Origin of the sequence: Campylobacter sp. CNRCH_2013_0671h, assembly GCF_025773055.1 — a bacterium.
GTDB classification, from domain to species: Bacteria; Campylobacterota; Campylobacteria; order Campylobacterales; family Campylobacteraceae; genus Campylobacter_D; species Campylobacter_D lari_D.
Genome location: NZ_JAKMTG010000002.1, coordinates 15,480 through 37,305 on the forward strand (window position 1 = coordinate 15,480; position 21,826 = coordinate 37,305).

Below are 21,826 nucleotides of genomic sequence, written 5' to 3' on the forward strand. Positions count from 1 at the left end.
AATGCATATGCCAAGTGGAACCCAATGGTTAATCATATTACTTATTGTAGTATTACTTTTTGGTGCTAAAAAAATTCCAGAGCTTGCTAAAGGTTTAGGAAAAGGTATTAAAACTTTTAAAGATGAAATGAATACTGATGATGATAAAAAAATCGTTCAAGAAGATGCACAAAAAATTGAAAAAATCAACGAAAAAGATGTGCTAGTAAAAGAAAATAATGAAGAAACAAAAAAAGCTTAAGGCGATATGTTGAAAACTTTAGTTTATAAAGAAATTAAAGAGAAACTAGGAAGAGATTTTATCTTAGAAAATCCTAAAAATAAAAATCTAGCCCATTTTGCTACACCTTTGGCTTTTTCTTTAGCTAAAGAATTAAGGCAAAACCCTGTAATAATTGCTAATGATATTGTTGCTAAGTTAAAAGATTGTGATTGTTTTGAAAGTGTAGAGGCTTTAAATGGTTATGTAAATTTTAAGCTTTCAAAGGCTTTTTTAAATTCTTTGGCTACGCAAGCTTTGAGTGATAGTGAAAATTTTGCAAAAGATGAAAAAAAAGAGCAGAGTTTTTTACTTGAATATGTTAGTGCAAATCCAACAGGACCTTTACACATAGGGCATGCTAGAGGGGCTATTTTTGGTGATACTTTAACTAGGGTTGCTAGACATTTAGGATATAAATTTGATACAGAATATTATGTTAATGATGCGGGTAATCAAATTTATCTTTTAGGTCTTTCTATATTGCTTGCAGTAAAAGAACATTGCCTAAAAGAGCAAGTTCAATATCCTGATGAGTATTATAAAGGTGAATATATCATAGATGTGGCAAAAGAGGCTTTTGCTGAATTTGAAAAAGATTTTTTTATAGAAGGAAATATTCCACAATTAGCGCTTTGGGCTAAGGATAAAATGCTAAAAATTATTAAGCAAAATTTAGCCGATGCTAAGATATTTATTGATACTTATGTGAGTGAAACAAGCTATTATAGTGAATTAGAAAATACTTTAAAAGTCTTAAAAGAGCATGGTGGTACTTATGAGCAAGATGGTAAAATATGGCTTACATCAAGTGCTAAAGGTGATGAAAAAGATCGTGTGGTTATTAAAGATGATGGAAGAGGAACTTATCTAGCTGCTGATATAGTTTATCATAAAGATAAAATGAGTCGTGGTTATGATAAGTGTATCAATATATGGGGGGCTGATCATCACGGCTATATAGCTAGAATGAAAGCTGCTATGGAATTTTTAGGTCATGATAGTCAAAATCTTGAAATTATCTTAGCACAAATGGTTTCACTCTTAAAAAATGGCGAGCCTTATAAGATGAGTAAAAGAGCAGGAAATTTCATTTTAATGGGTGATGTTTTAGAAGAACTTGGTAGTGATGTGCTAAGATATATTTTTATCAGTAAAAAATGTGATACGCATTTGGAATTTGATGTAGATGAGTTTAAAAAAGAAGACAGCTCTAATCCTGTGTATTATATTAATTATGCTCATGCGAGAATTCATCAAGTATTTGCCAAAGCAGGTAAGAGTGTAAATGATGTTATATATGCTAAATTTGAGAGTTTAAATGAAGATGGTATGAATCTTTTGTTTGAAAGCTTAAATTTAAAAGCAGTACTTAATGATGCATTCGAATCAAGAGCCTTGCAAAAAATTCCTGATTATTTAAAAAATTTAGCCTCTTTATTTCATAAATTTTATAATGAAAATAAAGTTGTTGGCTCAAGCAATGAAGATGAGCTTTTAAAACTTTTTGCTATATGTGCCTTGAGTATTAAAACAGCTTTTGCACTCATGGGAATAGAGGCAAAGAATAAAATGAATCACGATTAATTTTGATCGTGATTTTTGCTTTTTTTAATACTTCTTGTCATCATAAAGCTTTGTTCAAAAAATAAAAGCAAGGTTATGCTTACTCCTACTGCTAGAGCTAATGTTACCGAAAGTGTTGTAAAGAAATAATCAAAAAAATGAATCAAAAAATTAGTTTTTTCGCCAATATCCTCTGAGCGTATAAAAGAAATCAAATACAATATAGCTTTGTATGCGTAAATTCCGGGTATCATAGGGATAAGAGCAGGAAAAGCTATAATTTCAGCAGGTGTTTTAAAAATCTTAGCCAAAAACAAACCAAGACAACCTATGCTAAAAGAAGCTATAAAGGTCGCAATAGCTAAAGTTTGAAAGCCAAAATACCCCATTAGAGTAAAACGCATACCATGTGCTATGGCGGCTAATATGGCTGAGAGTATGAGTGTTTTAAAGGGCGGATTACACACATAAGCAAAACCAAATCCTGTTAAAGCTGCAAAAAACATATCCCAAAGTATAGAAGAATAATCAATCATCTTAAAATTCCAAAGTCACTAATGCTAAGAGTGGTATAAATTCCAATAGCAATACAGCATACCAATATCGCCACACTAATAATACGACTAAAACCCATAAGTATGTGATCTTTTAAAATATCTATAATTGAGTTTATAAAATAAACTCCAGGTATTAAATACAAGATACTAGAACCCAAAGCAATATTTGCTTCTTGTATAAGCTTTAAATCCACTCCAAAAAACACAATAAAAGAAGATAAAAAAGAGCAAAAAATATATTGAATTCTTAAATCAATTTTTATTCTAGTGAGTAAAACTCTCAAACTAAAACCCACCAAAGTAGCTAAAAATACAAATAAACATCCATAAAAATCTCCCCCAAATAGCTTACAAAAGGCCGAATTTGCTGCTGAAACTAAAAATAAATTAGCTAAAAAAGGATTTCTTTTGGTTTGTTTGAGTTTTAAAAGAGAAATTTTGGCTTCTTCTAGGTTATATTTATGATCATGAATTTGCCAACTTAATGCACTAAGTTCTAAAATAAGTTTAAAATTAATATGGTTGTGTTTGTTAGGTATGATGTAGGTTCTTTGTATAGAGTTATCATCTTTATCAAAAATATTTAGCGTAGTATGATGAAAGAAAAAATTCATATTAATTTCATAACCATACGCATTAGCTATCCTTCCAACGCATTTTGCTACTCTTGCTGTGTAAGTTCCTGCACTTAGAAAAACGCTAATATATTCGATTAAAAAATTAGTTAAATTTTGAATTGATGGTTTTTGCATAAATATTCTTTAAAATAGTTTTTAAAGATTTTATCAAAATTAAAATATAAAATCTTATAAATTTAAAATATTTTTGTAAAAATATTAAAAACATATGCACTAGGTAATTTAAGGAAGTTAATAAAATTTAAGTGTGATTTTTCTTTTTTTGTATATAAATATAGATAGTTAAAAGCATACTTATAAAAATAATACAAGCAATAATAACAAAATGTAGATATTCTTTAAGTAAGTCTTCATTTTTACCTAAAATATAACCTAATATAAGTAAAATTAAACACCAAATTCCAGCTCCTAAACTAGTATAAAATATAAATTTTTTCAAATTCATTCTTGCAAGTCCAGCAGGTAAGGAAATGTATTGACGCAATCCAGGGATTAATCTACCACTAAATGTTGATATTTCACCATGTTTATTGAAAAAGGCTTCAAACTGAGCAAATTTTGTTTCATTAACTCCAAAATATTTACATATTTTTAAAATAACATTACGCCCTAAAAAATAACATAAGTAATAATTTAATAAAGCACCCAAAAGAGCTCCAAAAGTCCCACAAAGTAGACATAGCCAAAAGTTAAGTTCGTTTTGATGAGCTAAATATCCAGCAGGTATCATCACTACTTCACTAGGAAAAGGAAAAAAGGAGCTTTCTATAAACATAAGAAAGATAATCCCCCAGTAACCCCAATCTTTTGTAAGAGTAAGTAAAAAATCTATAATATCACCAAGCATAAATACCCTTTAATTTTTTAAACTAATGATATAAATTTAGTTTTAATGTTTTAAAAATATAGCATGGCTTTTGCACAAATGACTATTAAAATACATAAAATCAAAGCAATCAAGTGAGATTTTAAAGGATCTTTTCTTTTTAAAATTCTTATAAAAAACAAAGAATAACAAGTTAAAGCTAACATTGTTATTAGTAGCAAAAGCTTGATAAATAAAAATACTCCAAAATTGCTTGCAAAAAAATCCCAAAAAGAATTAAATTCATAAAAACTTAAAAGATAAAAACCACTCAATAAAAGTAAGATAAAAATACTAGCAAAAATAAAAATACTTGATTTGGCATAGGCTTTTTTAATTTTATCGCAATCTTCTTTGCTTTCGTGTTTATAAGCAAAGCAATAAACACAAACATCAAAAAATACATAGGCTATAAAAAATATAGCACAGATAAGATGAATACAAATAAAAATAAAATGCATAACTAATCTCCTTAAAAAATCATAGCACAATTTTAAGGAGATGTAAAATTAAAGTTTTTCTAAAATTTGGATAGTTTTGATTTTATCTCCTGCTCTAATGCTATCTAGTACTTCTAAACTTTCTTTGTCTTCAGGATTGATTTGTCCAAAGATAGTATGCACTCCATCTAAATGAGGTTGTGGGCTGTGACAAATAAAAAATTGTGAACCACCTGTATCTCTACCAGCATGAGCCATAGATAAGCTACCTCTTAAGTGCTTGTGTTTTTGATCGTCACATTCACATTCTATCTCATAACCAGGGCCACCTGAACCTATACCATAAGGACAACCACCTTGTATTACAAAATTTGGAATCACGCGGTGAAAAACAAGCTCATCATAAAAACCTTCATTGGCTAAGTTGGCAAAATTACACACAGTTTGTGGTGCTTCATCGGGAAATAATTCTAATTTCATATCACCTTTTTCGGTGCTAATGATAGCAAAATTGTATTTTTTTGCATCTTTTATGTCGATTTTTTTAAGCATTTTTTGCTCCTATTCTATGTTGGTATAAACTGCTTGTACATCATCATCATCTTCTAATTTATCAAGCAATTTTTCAATATCAAGAAGTTGCTCTTCGCTAAAGCTTACGGGGTTATTAGCAAGATATTCAAGTCCTGCTTTTTTAAGCACTAAGTCTTTTTTTTCTATGGCGTTACTAAGTTCACCAAAAGCAGTGTAATCACCTATAATTAGTAATTCTTCTTCATTTTGTTCAAGTTCTTCAAGTCCCGCATCAATGAGTTCAAGTTCAAGTTCTTCTAGATCTCCATCATATTTTTCAAGATGAAAAACAGCTTTATGTGAAAACATAAAAGTCAAAGAGCCATTTTGTAAAATTTCTCCACCATTTTTGCTAAAAATTGCTTTTACATTAGCCACTGTGCGTGTAGGATTATCACTCATACACTCAACAATGATTAAAGCCCCATGTGCTGCTTTTCCCTCATAGTGGATATTTTTAATATCAGCACTATCTTTTCCACTTGCTCTTTTAATAGCTGCATCGATATTGTCTTTTGGCATATTATTAGCTTTTGCAGTAGCTATGGCACTACGAAGCTTTGGGTTCATATCAGGATCAGCTCCGCCTTCTTTTGCTGCTACTTGTATAGCCTTTGCAAGTTTTGGAAAAAGTTTGCTCATTTTATCCCATCTTGCTTCTTTAGAGGCTCTGCGATATTCAAACGCTCTTCCCATAAATTCTCTCTTTCTTATATTGTTTTAAAGTTAAAAGTATAAACTAAGAAGTCTAAATTTGATTTTAAAGGAGTAAAAGAGTGATCAGAAAAGCTAGAAAAGATGATGTTAAAAAATGCATACAATTGCTTGCTTTAGCAATGGATCATTTTATATACAAACTTAGTGGTTATAATGATCATCAAAAAGCCATAGAGGTTTTAGAAAATTTCTTCACTCAAGAAAATAATCGTTTAAGCTATGAAAATATATATGTTTATGAAGAAGATAGGGAAATTTTAGGTGCGATTTGTTTTTATGATGGGGCTTTGGCGGATGAGCTAGATAAGCCTTTAAATGAGCATTTAGAATTTTTAGGAATCAATGAAAAAGTTTTAAAAGAATGTGAAAATGAGTTTTACTTAGATAGTATTTGTGTGGATGAAAAAGTAAGAGGAAAAGGTATTGCTAAGAAATTGATTGAATGTGCTTTCAATGAAGCTTTAAAAAATGGTAAAAAGCTTTCATTAATCGTAGAAGATGAAAATATAAATGCAAAAATGCTTTATGAAAAAATGGGTTTTAAATTGATAAAAAATAAAATTTTTCACACTCATAAATATGAATACAGAGAAAAAGGAGAATAAATGATTATAAAAACTAAAAATATTAATTGTCAAAGTTGTGTAAATTTAATTAAAGTTTCATTGGAAGATGAATTTGGTGCTATGCAAATAAGTGTTAAAAATAAAAGTATAGAGATTGATTTAAAAGCAGAGCAAGTTGAAGAGTTTAAAAAACAATTGCAAGATTTAGGTTTTGAGACAGATGAAGCATGAGTTAAAGTTAAAAATAGGCAATATGACTTGTGTTAATTGCTCTAATGCTATAGAAAAAGTTTGTGCAAAAATTGATGGGGTAGAAGATGTAAGTGTTTCTTATGTCAATTCTAGTGGAGTGTTTTTGCTTAAAGATTTATCTTTAGAAGCAAAGATCAAAGAAAAAATCAAAGCTTTGGGTTTTGAGATATTGCACGAAGAACAAAATTTATACGAATTTAAACTCAAAGAGCTTAAAAATATGAAAACAAAGCTTATTATGAGTATAATTTTAAGCTCTATTGTGATGTATTTTGAAATGTTTGTTCAAGGAAAAGTTTCTGCTTTAATTCAAATGTTTTTATCTATGGTAGCGATTTTTTATTGTGGAAAAGGTTTTTTTATCCACGCTCTTAAAGGATTAAAACATAAAAATTTAGATATGAATACCTTGATATCCTTAGGTGCTTTTACTTCTTTTATATATTCTTTTTTTGTGTATTTTGAGGTATTTAGTAAAGATGGTTATTTGTATTTTAGTGGCGGAGCGATGATTGTAAGCTTTGTTTTATTAGGTAAATACTTAGAAGAAAAGGCTAAATTTAAATCCTTAGAATATCAAAACAAACTAAAAAATATAGATATTAAAAAAGCTAATATAATCTTAGAAGATGCAAGTATAAAAAGCATACCTAGTGCTTTTGTAAAAGAAAATGATGTGATTTTAGTAAAAGAGGGTGAAAGCGTTGTTGTTGATGGGGTGATTATAGCAGGCGAGGCTGAGGTTGATGTGAGTTTTTTAACAGGAGAATTTTTACCACTTTTGAAAAAGCAAAATGATGAAATTCTAGCAGGAAGTGTGTTGATTAATGGAAGCTTAAAGATTAAAGCTAGTAAAAAGGCGATTGAAAGCTCATTAGAACAAATTAAAGATCTTGTTTTTAAAGCAGGCAATATCAAAACACCTTTAGCAAATTTAGCTAATAAAATTTCAGCTTATTTTGTAGCTTGTATTATTGTTTTATCGCTTTTTGTGTTTGTTTTTTGGTATTTTAAAGAAGGAGTCAACGCAGCATTTTTACATGCTTGTGCCACTCTTTTAATCTCTTGTCCTTGCGCTTTGGGCTTAGCAACCCCTATAGCCATAGTTAGTGCTTTAGCAAATGGTGCAAGAAATTTTATCTTAGTAAAAAATCCAGCGGTATTAGAGAATTTAGCTAGTATAAAACTTGCTATTTTTGATAAAACAGGCACTTTAAGTCAAGATGATTTAAGTGTTTATAAGCATGATCTAACTCAAGAAAATTTTCAAAAACTCACGCAAATTGAAAATTTAAGCTCACATCCAATCGCAAAGGCTTTTACTAAAAAATTGAATGTAAATTTAAATTTACAAGGAAAATTAAGTGTTTTAGTGGGTAGTGGTTTGCTTTATGAGGAAAATGATGATAAATATTTAATAGGCAATGAAAAATTAATGCTTGAAAATAGTGTTGATATACAAAAAAGCAAGCAATTTTTGCAAGAATTTGAAGATCAAGCACCTATATGTTTGTATTTTGCAAAAAATAATATTTGTCTTGGTGGGGTTTGTTTAAAAAATGAACTTAAAAACGAAGCTAAAAATTTGATAGCAAATTTAAAACAAAAAGGTATAAAAAGTATTATTTTAAGTGGTGATAATAAAAAAAGTGTTACTAAAATAGCAAATGAACTTAATGTTGATGAATATTATTCTGATTTAAAACCTGAGCAAAAACTTGATTTCATAAAAGAAAAAATCAAAAAAGAAAAAGTTCTTTTTATAGGAGATGGTATCAATGATGCTCCTGCTTTAAATTTAGCTAGCGCAAGCATAAGTTTTTCTAAAGCAAGTGAGCTTGCTAAAAAAAGCGGAGATTTGATTTTGATAAAAGATGATTTATCTTTAATAGCTTATTGTTTTGAGCTTTCTCAAAGAACTAAAAATATCATCAAACTTAATCTTTTTTGGGCTTTTGTTTATAATGCTTTATGTATTCCCATTGCGGCAGGTCTTGTGTCATTTATAAGTCTTAGTCCGCATTTGGCAGCTTTAGCAATGTGTTTTAGTTCGGTAACGGTTGTAGTCAATTCTTTAAGATTGCGTTAGATATTTCAGTTTTATTTAATATTTGTTGTATTATATTAATATAATTTTAACAAAAAGGAGTATTTAATGAATTGCAATTGTAGTTTTTCTATGATGAGTGTAATAAGATATTCTAAAATGATTATCTTGCTTACCGTTGCCTCTTTGGCTGCTATTGTTGTTTTTGGTAATATAACTGATTATAATTCAAATTTTCAGTTTGTAAAACATGTTATGAGTATGGATACTAAGCCTGATTATTTAGGTAATGCTATTATTTATAGGGCTATTACAAATTCTACGATCCATCATATTGCCTATATCTTTATTATTTGTTTTGAAGCTTTTATTATGCTGACTGCTTTAAAAGGTGCTTTAGATATGTTTAAAGCAAGAAATTTAGATGCAAAAACTTTCCATGAAGCTAAAAAAATTGGAATCATTGCTTTAACTTGTTGTTGTTTGTTATGGTTTTTTGGTTTTCAAGTGGTGGCTGCAGAGTGGTTTGGCATGTGGATGAGTAAAACTTGGAATGGTTTGCCTGATGCTACTAGATTAGTAACCTATATGCTTTTAGCATTAGTTTATATTAGTATTAAAAACGATGATTAAATCACAAACTCTCTGTTGAGGGTTTGTGGAAAATATAAAATGTTTTTATAATAATTGAGCTTGTAAATATTTATTTCTTCTTTTTTTTGTAATTATTCCATAATTTAAAAAACAAAAAAATTAAAGCTAGACTCAGTGCTAAAAAATGTGGAATTTGCGGTATTTTTGCAGATAAAAAATAATGCCAAGATACTAGTAAAAAGCAAAAATAGCCAAATTTTCTTATCTTACTTAATTTTTTAAAAAGCTTAAATGAGCTTATAAACATAAGTGTGAGTATGAAAAAGCTTATAAAACCACTAAATTCTAAATTTTTACTAAAAGCATCTTTGAAAAAAAGCATTAAATCTAAATTTTTACTAAAAGCAAAGTAATTAAAAAAGTGAATCAAAGCCCAAAAAAACGCATAAAAACCTAAAAATTTAGGGTAATCTTTTGTGTGTTTATACTTTAAAAGTGAAAAAAATAGGCTTAATCCAAAAAAGATTAAGCCAAATACACCACTATAAAAATATACAGATTTTACAATATCAAATTCTTGCATGATTTGATAAACACTAAAAACAATACTTAAAACAAAAGCTAAAAATCCACTGATATTATAAACTTTTTTGCTCATTAAAAATTAACCTTTAAATCCATATCTTTATACAAATGCGCTACTTCTTTTTCATAGCCATTAAACATCTGTGTAGGCTTAGTGAAAAAATCTCCCAAAGGACGCTCATTTGCTTGAGACCATCTTGGGTGAGAGACATTTGGATTAACATTAGCATAAAATCCATACTCTCTAGGGTTTGCTAACTCCCATGTGCTTTTGGGTTGTTCTTTGGTAAATTCTATTTTTACAATAGATTTTATACTTTTAAAGCCATACTTCCATGGAACTACAAGGCGAATCGGTGCTCCATTTTGTCCTAATAAAGGCTTTTTATACATGCCCACGGCCATAAGTGTTAGTGGGTGCATAGCCTCATCTAATCTTAAGCCCTCTACATAAGGATAATTAAGAGTTGGAAAAAATGAGGCTTGATCAGCAAATTGATTTTTATCAAAAAGAGTGGTAAATTTTATAAATTTAGCTTCACTCTTAACTTTACATTTTTCTATTAAAGCACGCAATTCAAAACCAACCCAAGGCACCACCATAGACCAAGTTTCAACACAGCGAAATCTATAAATTCTCTCTTCTAATGGAAAAGCCAATAAATCTTGCATAGTTAAAGTCAAAGGTTCTTCAACTTCCCCGCTAACTTCTATTTTCCAACCATTTGTGTTGAAATTTTTTGCAAGCTCAACAGCTCTTTTTTTATCAGTAGAAAATTCATAAAAATTAACATAATTAGTTGCAATTTTTTCTTCACTTAAATTTAATTTTTCATTGTTAGGATCAGGAAAGAAATTTAATGCCATTAATTCAGATTGAACTAAAGCTGAACTAACTAAAGCTCCAGCACCTAGTTTTAAAAAATGGCGTCTTTTGTTATATAATTGTTCGTTTGTGATATTCATGAAGCATCCTTTATATATTTTGTGATATTAAAACATATAAAGGAAAATAGAAGGATAATTTTTATTATTTTATAAAAAATATTTTTAAAAAATTACCTCATTATTTTCAGATAGAGCAGGGTTGTTTTTTGGAAATGGAGAAGTATTGGTGTAGTACTCTCTTTGTTTTTCATAAATTCCTTGATAAACCCCTTTTGGGATGATAAATTTTCTAGCGCTATCAGGATAAAGTTCTAAGTATTTTGTTAAAAATTCTTTAAAAACTGGAGCGGCAGTTCTTGCACCACCTTCTATTTGTTTCATAGGCTTATTATCATCATTTCCATACCAAATGATAGCTTCTATTTCAGGAGTTAAGCCACAAAACCACGCATCAATGCTTTTATTTGAAGTGCCTGTTTTTCCAGCTATTTCAATCCCTTCTACTCTAGCATTACGCCCAGTGCCTTTTTTTACAACATTTTGCATCATATCATTGACTAAAAAGGCTTGTTCAGGTTCGCTGATTTTTCTTTCTCCGGAATTAAATTCTACTACTATTTTACCATTTTTATCGATTACTCTTTTAATGAGTAATAAGTCTTTTTGCACACCATAGTTTCCAAATACCGTGTAAAGTTTAGCATAATCATAAATGGAAATTCCAAAGCTACCCAAAACTATAGATAAATCAACTGGTATGTTTTCAAAGCCCATAAATTGAAGCTTATCGTGGATTACATCAAGTCCTAGGGCAAGAGCTAAATTTATGGTAGCTAGGTTTCTTGAGCCAGTTAGCGCTTCTTTTAAACTTATGAGTCCTAGAAATTTTCCACCATAATTTTTAGGTTTCCAATCTTTCTCATCTTTTTTAGTACTTTCAAAAATTCTTGAAATATCAGCAACCTTACTCATAGGAGAATAGCCCATGTCAATGGCAATTTGATATAAGAAAGGCTTAAAAGAACTCCCCGGTTGTCTTAAGCTTTGAGTGGCGCGGTTGAAATTACTTTTTGTGTAATTTACCCCGCCAACTAAGGCTAAAATGTCTCCATTTTGATGATTTGCTACTATCATAGCTCCATTGAGTGTGCTTAAATTTGCATCTTTATCTCTTTTAACTATTTCATCATAGCCAAATTTTAAAGCTTCTCTTGCAATATTTTGCACATCAAGATCAATGGCAAGCTCTATTTTGTAGCCACCACTTTTTAAGTCTTTAATCCCGCTTAGTTGTTTTAAAACTTCTTGAGTAACATAAGGGGCTGCATTTTGTGTTAAAGTATCATCATATACTTTTGGAATTTCTTTTAAGGCGTTTTCATACTCTTCTTTAGAAATCCAACCAAGATTATACATTCTTTGTACTACGCTATTTGCTCTAGCTAAAGAAAGATCTAAATGTCTAGTAGGATCATAAGTACTTGGAGCCTTTGGCATACCTACCAAAATAGCAATCTCTTTCAAACTAAGCTCATCTAAATTTTTTCTAAAATACCCAAGCGCAGCAGTTTTTACTCCATAATATCCATGTCCAAAGAAGATGAAATTTAAATATCTTTCTAAAATTTGCTCTTTAGTTAAAGTATTTTCTATCTTATATGCAAGCAAAGCTTCTTTTAGCTTTCTGCTCAAAGTACGCTCAGGAGTTAATTCTGTATTTTTTATGAATTGTTGAGTAAGAGTGGAAGCTCCTTCCATAGTTTTTCCACCGCTTCTTATGATTTTAATAGCTGCTCTAAAAATTGCATCTATATTAACCCCGCCATGTTCAAAAAAGCTAGTATCTTCAATGGCTACCAAAGCTTCTATAAGTCTTGGTGGAAGTTCTTCATAAGGAGCATAAAAGCGGTGTTGCTCGAAAACATTTGCAACTAATTTTCCATTTTTATCAAAAATTTGTGTTGTAAGAGGTGGTTTATAATCTTTAAAAGTGTATTGATTTAAATCAGAATCAGAAAATAAATATGCAATAAATATAAAAACTCCAACCGCACACATTATACAAAAAGAAAGAAATATTTTTAAAATTTTTATCATAAAAATGCTTTCAAAAGTTCTATATTAAGCCCTAGCGCTGTACTTTGATGACCTATGATTTTTTTAATGTATTTTTTATGAAATCCCTCACACATCACAGCTCCGGCTTTACCTTGATAAAGTTTTGACTCAATGTATTCTTGCATATCTTTTAAATCAAATTTATCTAAGATCAAATCACACTTGCTAAGATTAAAAATCTTTTTATCTTCTAAAACTAAAATCATCGCGCTTAAAACGCTAATACTTTTACCACTTTGTAAATTGAGCATATTAAAAGCTTCATTATCGCTTTTAGCTTTAGTAAGAATGATATTTTGAGCACAAACTATGCTATCAGCAAATAAAACATTTTTAAAATCAGGATATTTTGTAAAAAATTGTCTTTCTTTTTCTAAAACAATTTTTTGCACATAAGAGCTTGGATTATCTTTTTTTATTAAACTCTCATCATAATCGATAATAATTTGCTCAAAAGTGATATTTGCTTCTTTTAATAAAGCAACGCGTGAAGGCGAACTTGAAGCTAAATAAAGCATTAAGCAAGACTTTCTTCTATGATTTTTCTAGCATGATCAAGCGCTTGTTTTATTTTACTTGTATCTTTACCACCAGCTGTTGCAAAATCATCTCTACCGCCACCGTTTCCACCAAGCATTTGTGCAATTTCTTTTACCAAAACACCAGCTTTTAACGAAGTGTCTTTAACACCTGCTGCTATGATAATCTTACCTTCTTTTTCTTGTAAAAGTAAAATTACAGCTTTGTTAAATTTGTTTTTAAACTCATCTATCATAGTTTTTATATCACCACTATCTATTTTTTGTACACAATATTGAATGCCATTTAGTTCTTTAGAATTTAATTCTGCTTTGCTTGAATTTTTTAATTCATTTTTTAAACTAGCTATTTCATTTTTTAATTTTGCTACATAGCTTAAAATATCATGAGTTTTTAACTCTTCTTTGGCTTGATTAAGCTCTTTTAAATTTTCACTAACATAATCAAGCGCAGCTTTGCTCACCACCGCTTCTATCCTTCTAACCCCAGCACTAACACCACTTTCTTTGATGATGTAAAAACTTCCTATTTCAGAGCTATTTTTCACATGAGTACCACCGCAAAGCTCTTTGCTAGCTCCCAGGGTTAAAACTCTTACTTTTTCTTGATATTTTTCACTAAATAAAGCTATTGCACCGCTTTTTTTAGCTTCATCTAAAGCTAAAATTTCAATTTTGGCTTCATTTGCTTGTATGATGTAAGTGTTTACTAAAGCTTCTATTTGCTTTAATTCTTCTTTATTTAGGGCTTTTGGATGAGTAAAGTCAAATCTTAATTTATTGTGTTCTACTAAAGAGCCTGCTTGGCTAATGTGTGAGCCAAGAATTTCTCTTAAAGCATGGTGTAATAAATGTGTCGCACTATGATGTCTAGCAATTTGTTCTCTTTTTTTAGTATCTATGCAAGCTAACACTTCATCGTTTGTTTTAAGATCTTGTTTTAATTTCACTTGACTAAGATTAATATCAAAGAATTTTTGTGTATCTAAAACCTCATTTTCATTGATAAAACCTATATCAGCACTTTGCCCTCCACTTGTTGCGTAAAATGGAGTTTTTTCAAGCATTAACCACGCTATATCTCCTGCCTTAGTTTCGGTTATGATTTTAAAATTTTCATCCAAAATAGCCATGATTTTAGTTTTTTCTTCATAATTTTCATAGCCACTAAAAGCATTTTTACCAAATTTCTCTAATAAAACTTTAAAGTCCCCGCTAACTGCTTTATCCCCACTTCCTTTCCAAGAAGCCTTAGCTCTATCTTTTTGTTCTTGCATAAGCTCATTAAATTTAGCCTCATCTATACTAAGATTTTTTTCTCTTAGCATATCTTGGGTTAAATCAAGCGGAAAACCATAAGTATCATAAAGTTTAAAAGCTACTTTACCACTAAAAATATCTTTAGTTTTTTTAAGTTCTTCGTTAAAAATTTCTATACCATTTTCAATAGTGCTTAAAAATCTTTCTTCTTCTAGTTTGATTTGTTCTTTAATAAATTCTTTTTTTTCATTTAAGTAAGTATAATGCCCACCCATTAACTCACAAACTACATCTACAAGCTCATACATAAAAGCTCTTTTAAGACCTAACAAATATCCATGTCTTAAGGCACGACGCATAATTCTTCTTAAAACATAGCCCCTGCCTTCTTTATCAAACCCAACTCCTTGAGCAAGTAAAAATACACTTGATCTTATATGATCAGCAATTACTCTATAACTAGCTCCGCTTTCATAAGTATAAGTTTTACCGCAAAGTTTTGCAATACTCTCAATAATAGGCATAAACAAAGAACTATCAAAATTACTAAATTTTCCTTCTTTTATAGCACTAACTCTTTCAAGCCCCATGCCTGTATCAATACTTGGTTTTGGTAATGGAGTAAGCGTTCCATCTGCACTTCTTTCATACTGCATAAAAACTAGGTTCCAAATTTCTAAGAACCTATCTCCATCTCCACCCATATAATCTTCACTAGAATTAAAATGCTCAGCGCCTTGATCATAAAAAATTTCACTACAAGGCCCGCATGGTCCAGTATCGCCCATTTGCCAGAAATTATCTTTATCGCCAAATTTATAAATTCTTTCTTTTTCTATATGCTTTTGCCAAAGCTCATATGCTTCATCATCACTTTCATGAACGGTTACATATAATTTTTCTTTAGGTAATTTTAAAACTTCAGTTACGAATTCCCAAGCATAAGCAATGGCTTGTTCTTTAAAATAATCTCCAAAACTAAAATTCCCAAGCATTTCAAAGAAAGTATGATGTCTTGCCGTATAGCCTACATTGTCTAAGTCATTATGTTTTCCACCGGCTCTTATACAAGTTTGACAGCTTGTTTTACGCGGAGGATTAGGGCGTGGTACTTCTCCGGTAAATATGCTTTTAAAAGGTACCATACCTGCATTAGTAAAAAGTAAAGTTGCATCATCAGGCACCAAAGGGCTTGAAGGAGTGATTTCGTGTCCTTTTGATTTAAAAAATTCTAAATATTCTTTTCTTATATCCATAGATTTTCCTAGCTAGTTTTTTACTTAAAATAATACCAAAAATACTTTAAATTAAGTAAAACTATCTTATAATCATGATTTTAAATTTATAAGGTTAATATAATGAAAATTCCTTTTATAGACTTAAATGCTCAATATAATGCTTATAAAAATGAAATCGATGAGGCTATTGGCGAAGTTTTACAAAGCACCTCTTTTATAGGTGGTGCAAAATTAGAAGAATTTGAAAATAATTTGGCTAAATATGCAGGTGTCAAACATGCAATAGGCTGTTCAAGTGGCACAAGTGCGTTATTTTTAGCCTTAATGGCTTTGGGTGTGGGTAGGGATGATGAGGTAATAGTGCCAAGTTTTACCTTTATAGCTACAGCTGAAATGGTTGCTCTAATCGGCGCTAAGCCCGTTTTTGTAGATATTGATTTTAAAGATTATAATCTTAGCTTAGAAAAAGTTCAAAGTGCTATCACGCCTAAAACTAAAGCTGTAATTGCTGTGAGTATTTTTGGGCTTATGCCTGATATGTTTGCTTTAAAAGAACTTTGTAAAAGTCAAAACATCGCTTTGATAGAAGATAGCGCACAAAGTTTTGGAGCTAGTCAAAAGGGTGTAAAATCATGTGTTATAGCTGATATATCTTGCACAAGCTTTTTTCCGTCTAAGCCTTTAGGTGCTTATGGAGATGGCGGGGCGATTTTTACCCAAGATGATGAGTTAGCGCAAAAAATAAAAATTTATTTAAATCATGGACAAGTGCAAAGATATAAGCATAAATACATCGGTATTAATGGAAGGCTTGATACCATCCAAGCGGCTGTTTTAAATGTGAAATTAAAATACTTAGATGAAGAGATTAAAAAAAGAGAAGTAATAGCAAAAGTTTATGATGAAAATTTAAAAAATTGTATTTTACCGCCAAGAAAAGATGATTTTGTGAGTGCTTGGGCTCAATATAGCGTGCGTGTAAAGAATAGAGAAAAATTCATGCAAAAATTACAAGAGCAAGGTATACCTACTGCGGTGCATTATCCTTTGGGGCTTCATTTGCAAGAAGCTTTCGATTATCTTGCTTATAAAAAAGGTGATTTGCCAAATACAGAACTATTAAGTGATGAAATTTTATCCTTACCTATGAGTGCGTTTTTAAAAGAAGAACACCAAATTAGAGTGATTGAGGCTTTTAAATGAAAATAGGGCTTATAGGCCTTGGTAAAATGGGTAAAAACCATTTAAGAGAACTCGAGCGTAATTTAAAAGTAAAAGAAATTCATCTTTATGATCCTTTCTGTAAAGATAAATTTAAACACTTTTTTCATAAAAATTTTGATGATTTTTTAGCACAAAATCTTGATGGTGTTATCATTGCTACGCCTACTCATACGCATTTAGATATAGCTTTAAAGGTTTTTCCTAAAATAAAAAATGTTTTAATAGAAAAGCCTTTGGCATTAAATGTAGATGAAATTTTAATTTTAGAGCAAAAAGCTAGAGAAAATAAAGTCAGAGTAGGGGTGGGCTTTTGCGAGAGATTTAATCCGGTTATTTTAGCTTTAAAAGAAAAACTTTTAGAAGATGAGATTATAAGTATTAATATACAAAGAATTTCTCCTTATCCACAAAGAATAAATGATGTGGGTGTTTTAAGTGATCTTAGTGTGCATGATATTGACTTAGTTAGATTTTTAAGTCAAGAACAAATTTTAAAAGTAAATATTTATAAAAGCTTTCATCATGATAAATTTGAAGATGAGGTAATGATAGGTTTAAAATTGGAAAATATTTTAGCAAATATCCATGATAGTTGGAATGGACAATGTATTATAAGAAAGATCACACTTTTAGGTAAAAAACGTACTTATGAACTTGATCTTAAAAATTTTGAACTTTTTATTAATATGCAAAAAATTCCAAATTTATATAAAAATTCTCCTTTATATGCTGAGCATGAGGCTTTTTTTGAGTTTTTACAAAATGGGGTTTGTGAAAATTTAGCTAGCATTGAAGATGCTTTGAGAGTGCAAGAAATTTTAGAAGGTGTTTGATAGTGAAATATGTATTTTTTTTAAATATGGGCGGGGTTAATAAACTTGATGAATGTGAAGTTTTTTTAAAAAATATGTTTAATGATCCTTATATTTTAGGGATAAAAAATGTTTTTTTAAGAAAATTTGTAGCCTTTATGATAAGAAAATCAAGATTAAAAGCTATGAAACAAAACTATGAAAAAATGGGTGGAAAATCCCCACTTACTCAAATCACACAAAGTTTATGTGATAAATTAAATTCTAAAACTAGAGAATATAAATTCGATTTTATTAGTCTTTATGTACCACCTTTTGCAAATGAGGTTTTTTCAAAATATGATTTTAAGCAAAATGATGAAATTATTTTATTTCCTTTGTATCCTCATCATTCTAAAACCACTGTAACTAGTTCTTTAGAAGTAGTGGAAAATGAGCTAAGAAATATCCAAAACCAAGCTAATGTAAAAATCATTGATGTTTTTTATAAAGATGAACTTTATAATGAAATGATTATAAAGCATATTTTAGAAAAAAAGAGAGAATACGATTATAAAATTTTGATTTTTTCTGCGCATTCTTTACCGCTTTCAGTGATTAAAAAAGGTGATTTGTATGAAAAACATGTGCAAGAGCATGTGGATATTTTAAAAGAAAAACTTAAAAATAAATTTGACCAAATCATTTTATCATATCAATCAAAACTAGGCCCAGTTAAATGGCTTGAGCCTAATACAAGTGATATTTTAGAAAGTTTAGATCAAAAAGCTTTGATTTATCCTGTATCTTTTTGTATAGATTGCTCTGAAACGATTTTTGAGCTTGGAGTTGAATATAGGCACTTAGCAAAAAGCGATTATGAGCTTATTAAATGTCCTAATGATAGCGATGAGTTTATAGAGTTTATTTTAAATCAAGTAAAAATATAGTTTTTATATTAATTTTTATAGCGGTATTAAAAACATATATTTTTTTTCTCGGGATATTTTCTAAATTCCAGTTTGATAGTTTTTGATTGAAATTTATACATCCACTAAACATACTTTGTGTGCTTATAACACTATCAATATTCCAATTGTTTAAATCTTGATTAAATTTTGGAGTTTTTGAAAAAGGAATTTTGAAAATAGATTCACAAAAAAATGCATATTCCATCCATAATACATTTGAAACATCCCAGCAATGAATTTTAAGCTTTTTTGTTGTAGTTATTTAGAGCTTGTTGGATCTTATATCCTAAAACACTCCTTCAGTATTGTCAACATTGCTTGTATCTATATTTTTAAGCGGAATATCTGGTAGTATCAAATATTTAAGAGTTTCTTTTGTTTTTGGTTTGTGTATTATATTTTTTGATTGCAGTTTGAGTAAATACAATATAACTAAAAACACAAGTAAAGTTATAAATAATAAAACCCAATGTTTTAAATAAGCGAAACAAAAAATCAATATAAAAAAAGATTATTATTGTAATTTTATTTTTTAATGTCATTGTTTTTGTTTTCTATTGGTTTTAAATAACTTTCTTTAATCAAAAGATTTACTGTATCTTTAAACATAGGTAAAGCACTTTGTGCGGCATAATAACTATAAGCTTTGGTAGGATGTCTTACTAAAACTCCAATGGTATAGGTATTTTTCTCATCATTTGCAAAGCCAAAAAACGAGGCATTATAGCGATTTGAAGTATAGCCTTTTCTTTCAGCAATCCTAGCTGTACCCGTTTTTCCACCTATAATGATACCTTGAGTTCGTGCTTTTTTACCGGTTCCTTTTTCTATAACATTAATTAAAATTTGCTGCATTTCTTTGGCAGCTTTGCTTGAAAGAATTTTTTCTTTTTTAACTTCATCATCAAGTTTTATTAAACGCCCATCTTGATAAATTTTATTTGCAATTTGCGGGGTGATGTAAATTCCATCATTGTTAAATACATTATAAGCAGCTAAAAGTTGTATAAAAGTTGTTTTCAAGCCATAACCATAACTTAATACAGATTTTTCAACTTCTCTTAATCTTTTTGGATTTGGTATTTCTCCTTTTTGCTCATAAGGAAGATCAATACCGCTTTTTTCTCCAAAACGAAAAATTCTAAGCCCTGAGATGATTTCAAGATTACTTAATCTTTGGGCAATTTTAATCATACCGACATTTGAAGAGTAAGTAATAACTTCTTCCATGCTCATTTTATTTTTTTTGTGATCATCACGTATAGTAAAACGACCAAGTTTGTATTGTCCACCTTGAGTATCAATGATTTCATCAACTTTGATTTTATCAAGCATTAATGCAGTGGTAAATATAAAAGGTTTTATAACAGATCCTGCTTCATAGCCATATTCTATGGCGCTTGCATTGAGCACAGATAGATCTTTTCCGCGATTTTGCGGATCGTATCTTCTTGAGCTAGCAAGTGCTAGAATTTTTCCGCTTTTACTTTCCATGATGGCAACTATAATTTCATTGGCTTTTAGATCTTCATTTCTTTTATCGATAGCTTTTTCTAAACCTTTTTGAAGTTTTAAGGAAATATTTAAGTATAAATTACAACCATCTATTTTGCGTTGTTCATAAGAATGCAAATTCAAGATGATATTACCACCTATATCTCTTAAACCTTGAATTTTAGCATTTTGCAAAGGATTTAAACATTCATTATAGTATTTTTCCAAACCTTTTATGCCGACATTTTTAAAAATTTCACTTTGCTCATCCATATAGGTTCTTGTGTAGCCTATGATTGGAGTAAGTGAATCTTTTGGCATATATACACGATCTTCTTTATGTTCTATAATATCAAGCCCTCTTGTCTCCACTCTGCCATTATTATTTGTGAAAGATTTAAAAAAACCTTGAGTATAAAGTTTTTTAGCTAGTTCTTTTAAATAACTTGCGTCTTTTGAGTTAATATCTTGGAGTAAAATAAAATTATAACTTCTTTTTTTCTTTGCAAGCATTCTTTTTTTTATATCTTGCATTTGTTCATCACTTGCACCACTATAAATTTGAAAAAGAGTTAAAAACAAATCCTTTTTATCGGGATTTAAGCTCCTTAGATCAATTTCAGCTCTATAAATTTGCCTACTAGAAGTTACGGTAAAATTATCGCTTGTGATGATATTACCTCTAAGAGCGGAAAAATATTGTTCTTTTTGAGTATTTGGTATATGGCGTTTTGAGGTTAGAAAAAAAGTAGAAAGTAAAAATAAGGCCATAAAAAACAGAGCCATACAAAAAGCAAAAGCTACTTTTGAAACCCTATTTCTAATGGTGTTTGAAAGCATATATTAAATTTGAGTTCTTGAAATTTCTTTATATGCGTTTATAGCCTTATTTCTAACTTCAAGCATAAATTTCATACTTGATTCAGCTTTGCTAATCGCAATTGCAGCTTGGTGTAAGTCTTTTACTTCACCTGTTGCAATGTCTACCATAGCAGCTTCGGCGGTTTCTTGAGTTTTATTAAGATCGTTGATGGAATTTTTTAATAAACTCGAAAACTCATCTCCTATGTTGCTTGTGTTGTTATTATTGTTTTTGTTATTAACATTGTTAAATTGATTTATACCATTAATAGTGTTCATTTATTAACCTCTTAGTAAATCTATTGCACTTTGTGCTATAGTTTTGGTGCTAGTAAAGGCACTTACATTAGCTTGATAAGCTCTTGTTGCTTCTATTAAATCGGCCATTTCAATAACAGGATTTATATTTGGATAAGCAACATAACCTTGTTCATTCGCATCTGGATGAGATGGGTCAAATTTCATACGAAAATCTTTATCATCTCTTACAACTTTATCAACTACTACGCTCATTATAGCAGGTTTTGCATCTTTTTGTGAAGCAGGATCATTTAAAGGATTTTCATATTCTAAAAAATTATTATCTTTAGCTATTTGCTTGTTTAGCAATTCGTTAAAGTCAGTTGCTTTAAAAATCACTTCTCTTCTTCTATATGGACCACCTTCTGCTGTTCTAGTAGTATTAGCATTAGCTATATTTGAGCTAATTACATTCATTCTAAAGCGTTGAGCACTAAGTCCATATCCACTAATATCAAAATCACTTAAATAAGCCATTATTTT

General features: G+C 29.7%; 24 protein-coding genes. 9 read left to right on the forward strand and 15 right to left on the reverse strand.

The features are described 5' to 3' along the window. Nucleotide 1 precedes the first annotated feature (1 nt). Together L8X97_RS01700 and argS are read left to right on the forward strand one after the other, a co-directional pair. The gene (locus L8X97_RS01700) at nt 2-241 is read left to right on the forward strand and encodes a twin-arginine translocase TatA/TatE family subunit (protein ID WP_133318671.1); all 240 of its coding nucleotides are present in this window, start codon (nt 2-4) and stop codon (nt 239-241) included. A gap of 6 nt (nt 242-247) precedes the next feature. Next, entirely contained in the window at nt 248-1,846 is a 1,599-nt protein-coding gene (argS, locus tag L8X97_RS01705; protein ID WP_412175781.1) for an arginine--tRNA ligase, read from the forward strand. Here argS and L8X97_RS01710 read toward each other — a convergent pair. From L8X97_RS01710 to L8X97_RS01735, 6 genes are all read right to left on the reverse strand, one after another. Further along, nucleotides 1,843-2,361 (reverse strand): threonine/serine exporter family protein, encoded by a 519-nt coding sequence (locus L8X97_RS01710; protein ID WP_133318673.1) that lies wholly within the window; start codon nt 2,359-2,361, stop codon nt 1,843-1,845. The two genes, argS and L8X97_RS01710, sit on opposite strands and share 4 nt — an antisense overlap. Next, nucleotides 2,358-3,134, reverse strand: coding sequence for a threonine/serine ThrE exporter family protein (locus L8X97_RS01715; protein WP_220566900.1), 777 nt, complete (start codon nt 3,132-3,134; stop codon nt 2,358-2,360). Before L8X97_RS01715 ends, L8X97_RS01710 begins: the two co-directional genes overlap by 4 nt. Nucleotides 3,135-3,261: 127 nt before the next feature. Continuing rightward, nucleotides 3,262-3,867, reverse strand: coding sequence for a DedA family protein (locus L8X97_RS01720; protein WP_263659019.1), 606 nt, complete (start codon nt 3,865-3,867; stop codon nt 3,262-3,264). Nucleotides 3,868-3,917: 50 nt separating this feature from the next. Continuing rightward, the gene (locus L8X97_RS01725; protein WP_263659020.1) at nt 3,918-4,346 is read right to left on the reverse strand and encodes a trehalose-6-phosphate synthase; all 429 of its coding nucleotides are present in this window, start codon (nt 4,344-4,346) and stop codon (nt 3,918-3,920) included. Between the two features lie 48 nt (nt 4,347-4,394). Further along, a complete protein-coding gene (locus L8X97_RS01730; protein ID WP_133318677.1) occupies nt 4,395-4,877 on the reverse strand; it encodes a peptidylprolyl isomerase in 483 nt (160 codons plus the stop codon). 9 nt (nt 4,878-4,886) lie between these two features. After that, nucleotides 4,887-5,594: a YebC/PmpR family DNA-binding transcriptional regulator gene (locus tag L8X97_RS01735; protein WP_263659021.1), complete on the reverse strand. Its 708-nt coding sequence runs from the start codon at nt 5,592-5,594 to the stop codon at nt 4,887-4,889. Nucleotides 5,595-5,674: 80 nt separating this feature from the next. On the opposite strand from L8X97_RS01735, the gene L8X97_RS01740 reads away from it, so the two are divergent. The 4 genes from L8X97_RS01740 to L8X97_RS01755 all read left to right on the forward strand — a co-directional run bounded on the left by L8X97_RS01740 (nt 5,675) and on the right by L8X97_RS01755 (nt 9,113). Further along, complete coding sequence (locus tag L8X97_RS01740; protein WP_263662487.1) at nt 5,675-6,220, forward strand: GNAT family N-acetyltransferase; 546 nt, start codon at nt 5,675-5,677, stop codon at nt 6,218-6,220. After that, nucleotides 6,221-6,412, forward strand: a complete 192-nt coding sequence (locus L8X97_RS01745) for a heavy metal transport/detoxification protein (protein WP_263662488.1) — start codon at nt 6,221-6,223, stop codon at nt 6,410-6,412. Next, on the forward strand, nt 6,402-8,522 hold the full coding sequence (locus tag L8X97_RS01750; RefSeq protein WP_263662489.1) for a heavy metal translocating P-type ATPase: 2,121 nt from the start codon (nt 6,402-6,404) through the stop codon (nt 8,520-8,522). Before L8X97_RS01745 ends, L8X97_RS01750 begins: the two co-directional genes overlap by 11 nt. A 66-nt stretch (nt 8,523-8,588) precedes the next feature. Further along, nucleotides 8,589-9,113, forward strand: a complete 525-nt coding sequence (locus L8X97_RS01755; RefSeq protein WP_263659025.1) for a DUF2165 family protein — start codon at nt 8,589-8,591, stop codon at nt 9,111-9,113. Nucleotides 9,114-9,183: 70 nt separating this feature from the next. Here L8X97_RS01755 and L8X97_RS01760 read toward each other — a convergent pair whose 3' ends face one another. From L8X97_RS01760 to alaS, 5 genes are all read right to left on the reverse strand, one after another. Further along, the gene (locus L8X97_RS01760; RefSeq protein ID WP_263662490.1) at nt 9,184-9,732 is read right to left on the reverse strand and encodes a sulfite oxidase heme-binding subunit YedZ; all 549 of its coding nucleotides are present in this window, start codon (nt 9,730-9,732) and stop codon (nt 9,184-9,186) included. Further along, nucleotides 9,732-10,625, reverse strand: a complete 894-nt coding sequence (gene msrP / locus L8X97_RS01765; protein ID WP_263662491.1) for a protein-methionine-sulfoxide reductase catalytic subunit MsrP — start codon at nt 10,623-10,625, stop codon at nt 9,732-9,734. The genes L8X97_RS01760 and msrP overlap by 1 nt, the downstream gene beginning before the upstream one ends. A gap of 84 nt (nt 10,626-10,709) precedes the next feature. Next, the gene (locus L8X97_RS01770) at nt 10,710-12,641 is read right to left on the reverse strand and encodes a PBP1A family penicillin-binding protein (RefSeq protein ID WP_263660161.1); all 1,932 of its coding nucleotides are present in this window, start codon (nt 12,639-12,641) and stop codon (nt 10,710-10,712) included. Continuing rightward, nucleotides 12,641-13,183 carry a septum formation inhibitor Maf gene (gene maf / locus L8X97_RS01775; RefSeq protein WP_263659026.1) on the reverse strand — a complete coding sequence of 181 codons (543 nt, stop codon included), beginning with the start codon at nt 13,181-13,183 and terminating at the stop codon, nt 12,641-12,643. The genes L8X97_RS01770 and maf overlap by 1 nt, the downstream gene beginning before the upstream one ends. Continuing rightward, nucleotides 13,183-15,720: an alanine--tRNA ligase gene (gene alaS / locus L8X97_RS01780; RefSeq protein WP_263659027.1), complete on the reverse strand. Its 2,538-nt coding sequence runs from the start codon at nt 15,718-15,720 to the stop codon at nt 13,183-13,185. The genes maf and alaS overlap by 1 nt, the downstream gene beginning before the upstream one ends. Before the next feature lie 108 nt (nt 15,721-15,828). Between alaS and L8X97_RS01785 the strand changes: the two genes are divergently transcribed. Genes L8X97_RS01785 through hemH form a run of 3 tightly spaced genes read left to right on the forward strand, consistent with a single transcriptional unit; the run spans nt 15,829 to nt 18,667 of the window. After that, complete coding sequence (locus L8X97_RS01785) at nt 15,829-16,905, forward strand: DegT/DnrJ/EryC1/StrS family aminotransferase (protein ID WP_263662566.1); 1,077 nt, start codon at nt 15,829-15,831, stop codon at nt 16,903-16,905. Beyond that, nucleotides 16,902-17,759 (forward strand): Gfo/Idh/MocA family protein, encoded by an 858-nt coding sequence (locus tag L8X97_RS01790; RefSeq protein WP_263662492.1) that lies wholly within the window; start codon nt 16,902-16,904, stop codon nt 17,757-17,759. Before L8X97_RS01785 ends, L8X97_RS01790 begins: the two co-directional genes overlap by 4 nt. Before the next feature lie 2 nt (nt 17,760-17,761). Continuing rightward, nucleotides 17,762-18,667 (forward strand): ferrochelatase, encoded by a 906-nt coding sequence (gene hemH, locus L8X97_RS01795; protein ID WP_263660142.1) that lies wholly within the window; start codon nt 17,762-17,764, stop codon nt 18,665-18,667. Here the strand turns inward: hemH and L8X97_RS01800 are convergent. The 4 genes from L8X97_RS01800 to flgC all read right to left on the reverse strand — a co-directional run bounded on the left by L8X97_RS01800 (nt 18,642) and on the right by flgC (nt 21,820). Beyond that, nucleotides 18,642-18,950 carry a BspA family leucine-rich repeat surface protein gene (locus tag L8X97_RS01800; protein WP_318529405.1) on the reverse strand — a complete coding sequence of 103 codons (309 nt, stop codon included), beginning with the start codon at nt 18,948-18,950 and terminating at the stop codon, nt 18,642-18,644. The genes hemH and L8X97_RS01800 overlap by 26 nt on opposite strands. A 263-nt stretch (nt 18,951-19,213) precedes the next feature. Beyond that, nucleotides 19,214-21,022 carry a peptidoglycan D,D-transpeptidase FtsI family protein gene (locus tag L8X97_RS01805; protein WP_220566884.1) on the reverse strand — a complete coding sequence of 603 codons (1,809 nt, stop codon included), beginning with the start codon at nt 21,020-21,022 and terminating at the stop codon, nt 19,214-19,216. Nucleotides 21,023-21,025: 3 nt separating this feature from the next. Continuing rightward, on the reverse strand, nt 21,026-21,322 hold the full coding sequence (gene fliE, locus L8X97_RS01810) for a flagellar hook-basal body complex protein FliE (RefSeq protein ID WP_133318690.1): 297 nt from the start codon (nt 21,320-21,322) through the stop codon (nt 21,026-21,028). Between the two features lie 3 nt (nt 21,323-21,325). Next, nucleotides 21,326-21,820 (reverse strand): flagellar basal body rod protein FlgC, encoded by a 495-nt coding sequence (gene flgC / locus L8X97_RS01815; RefSeq protein WP_133318691.1) that lies wholly within the window; start codon nt 21,818-21,820, stop codon nt 21,326-21,328. Nucleotides 21,821-21,826: the final 6 nt, after the last annotated feature.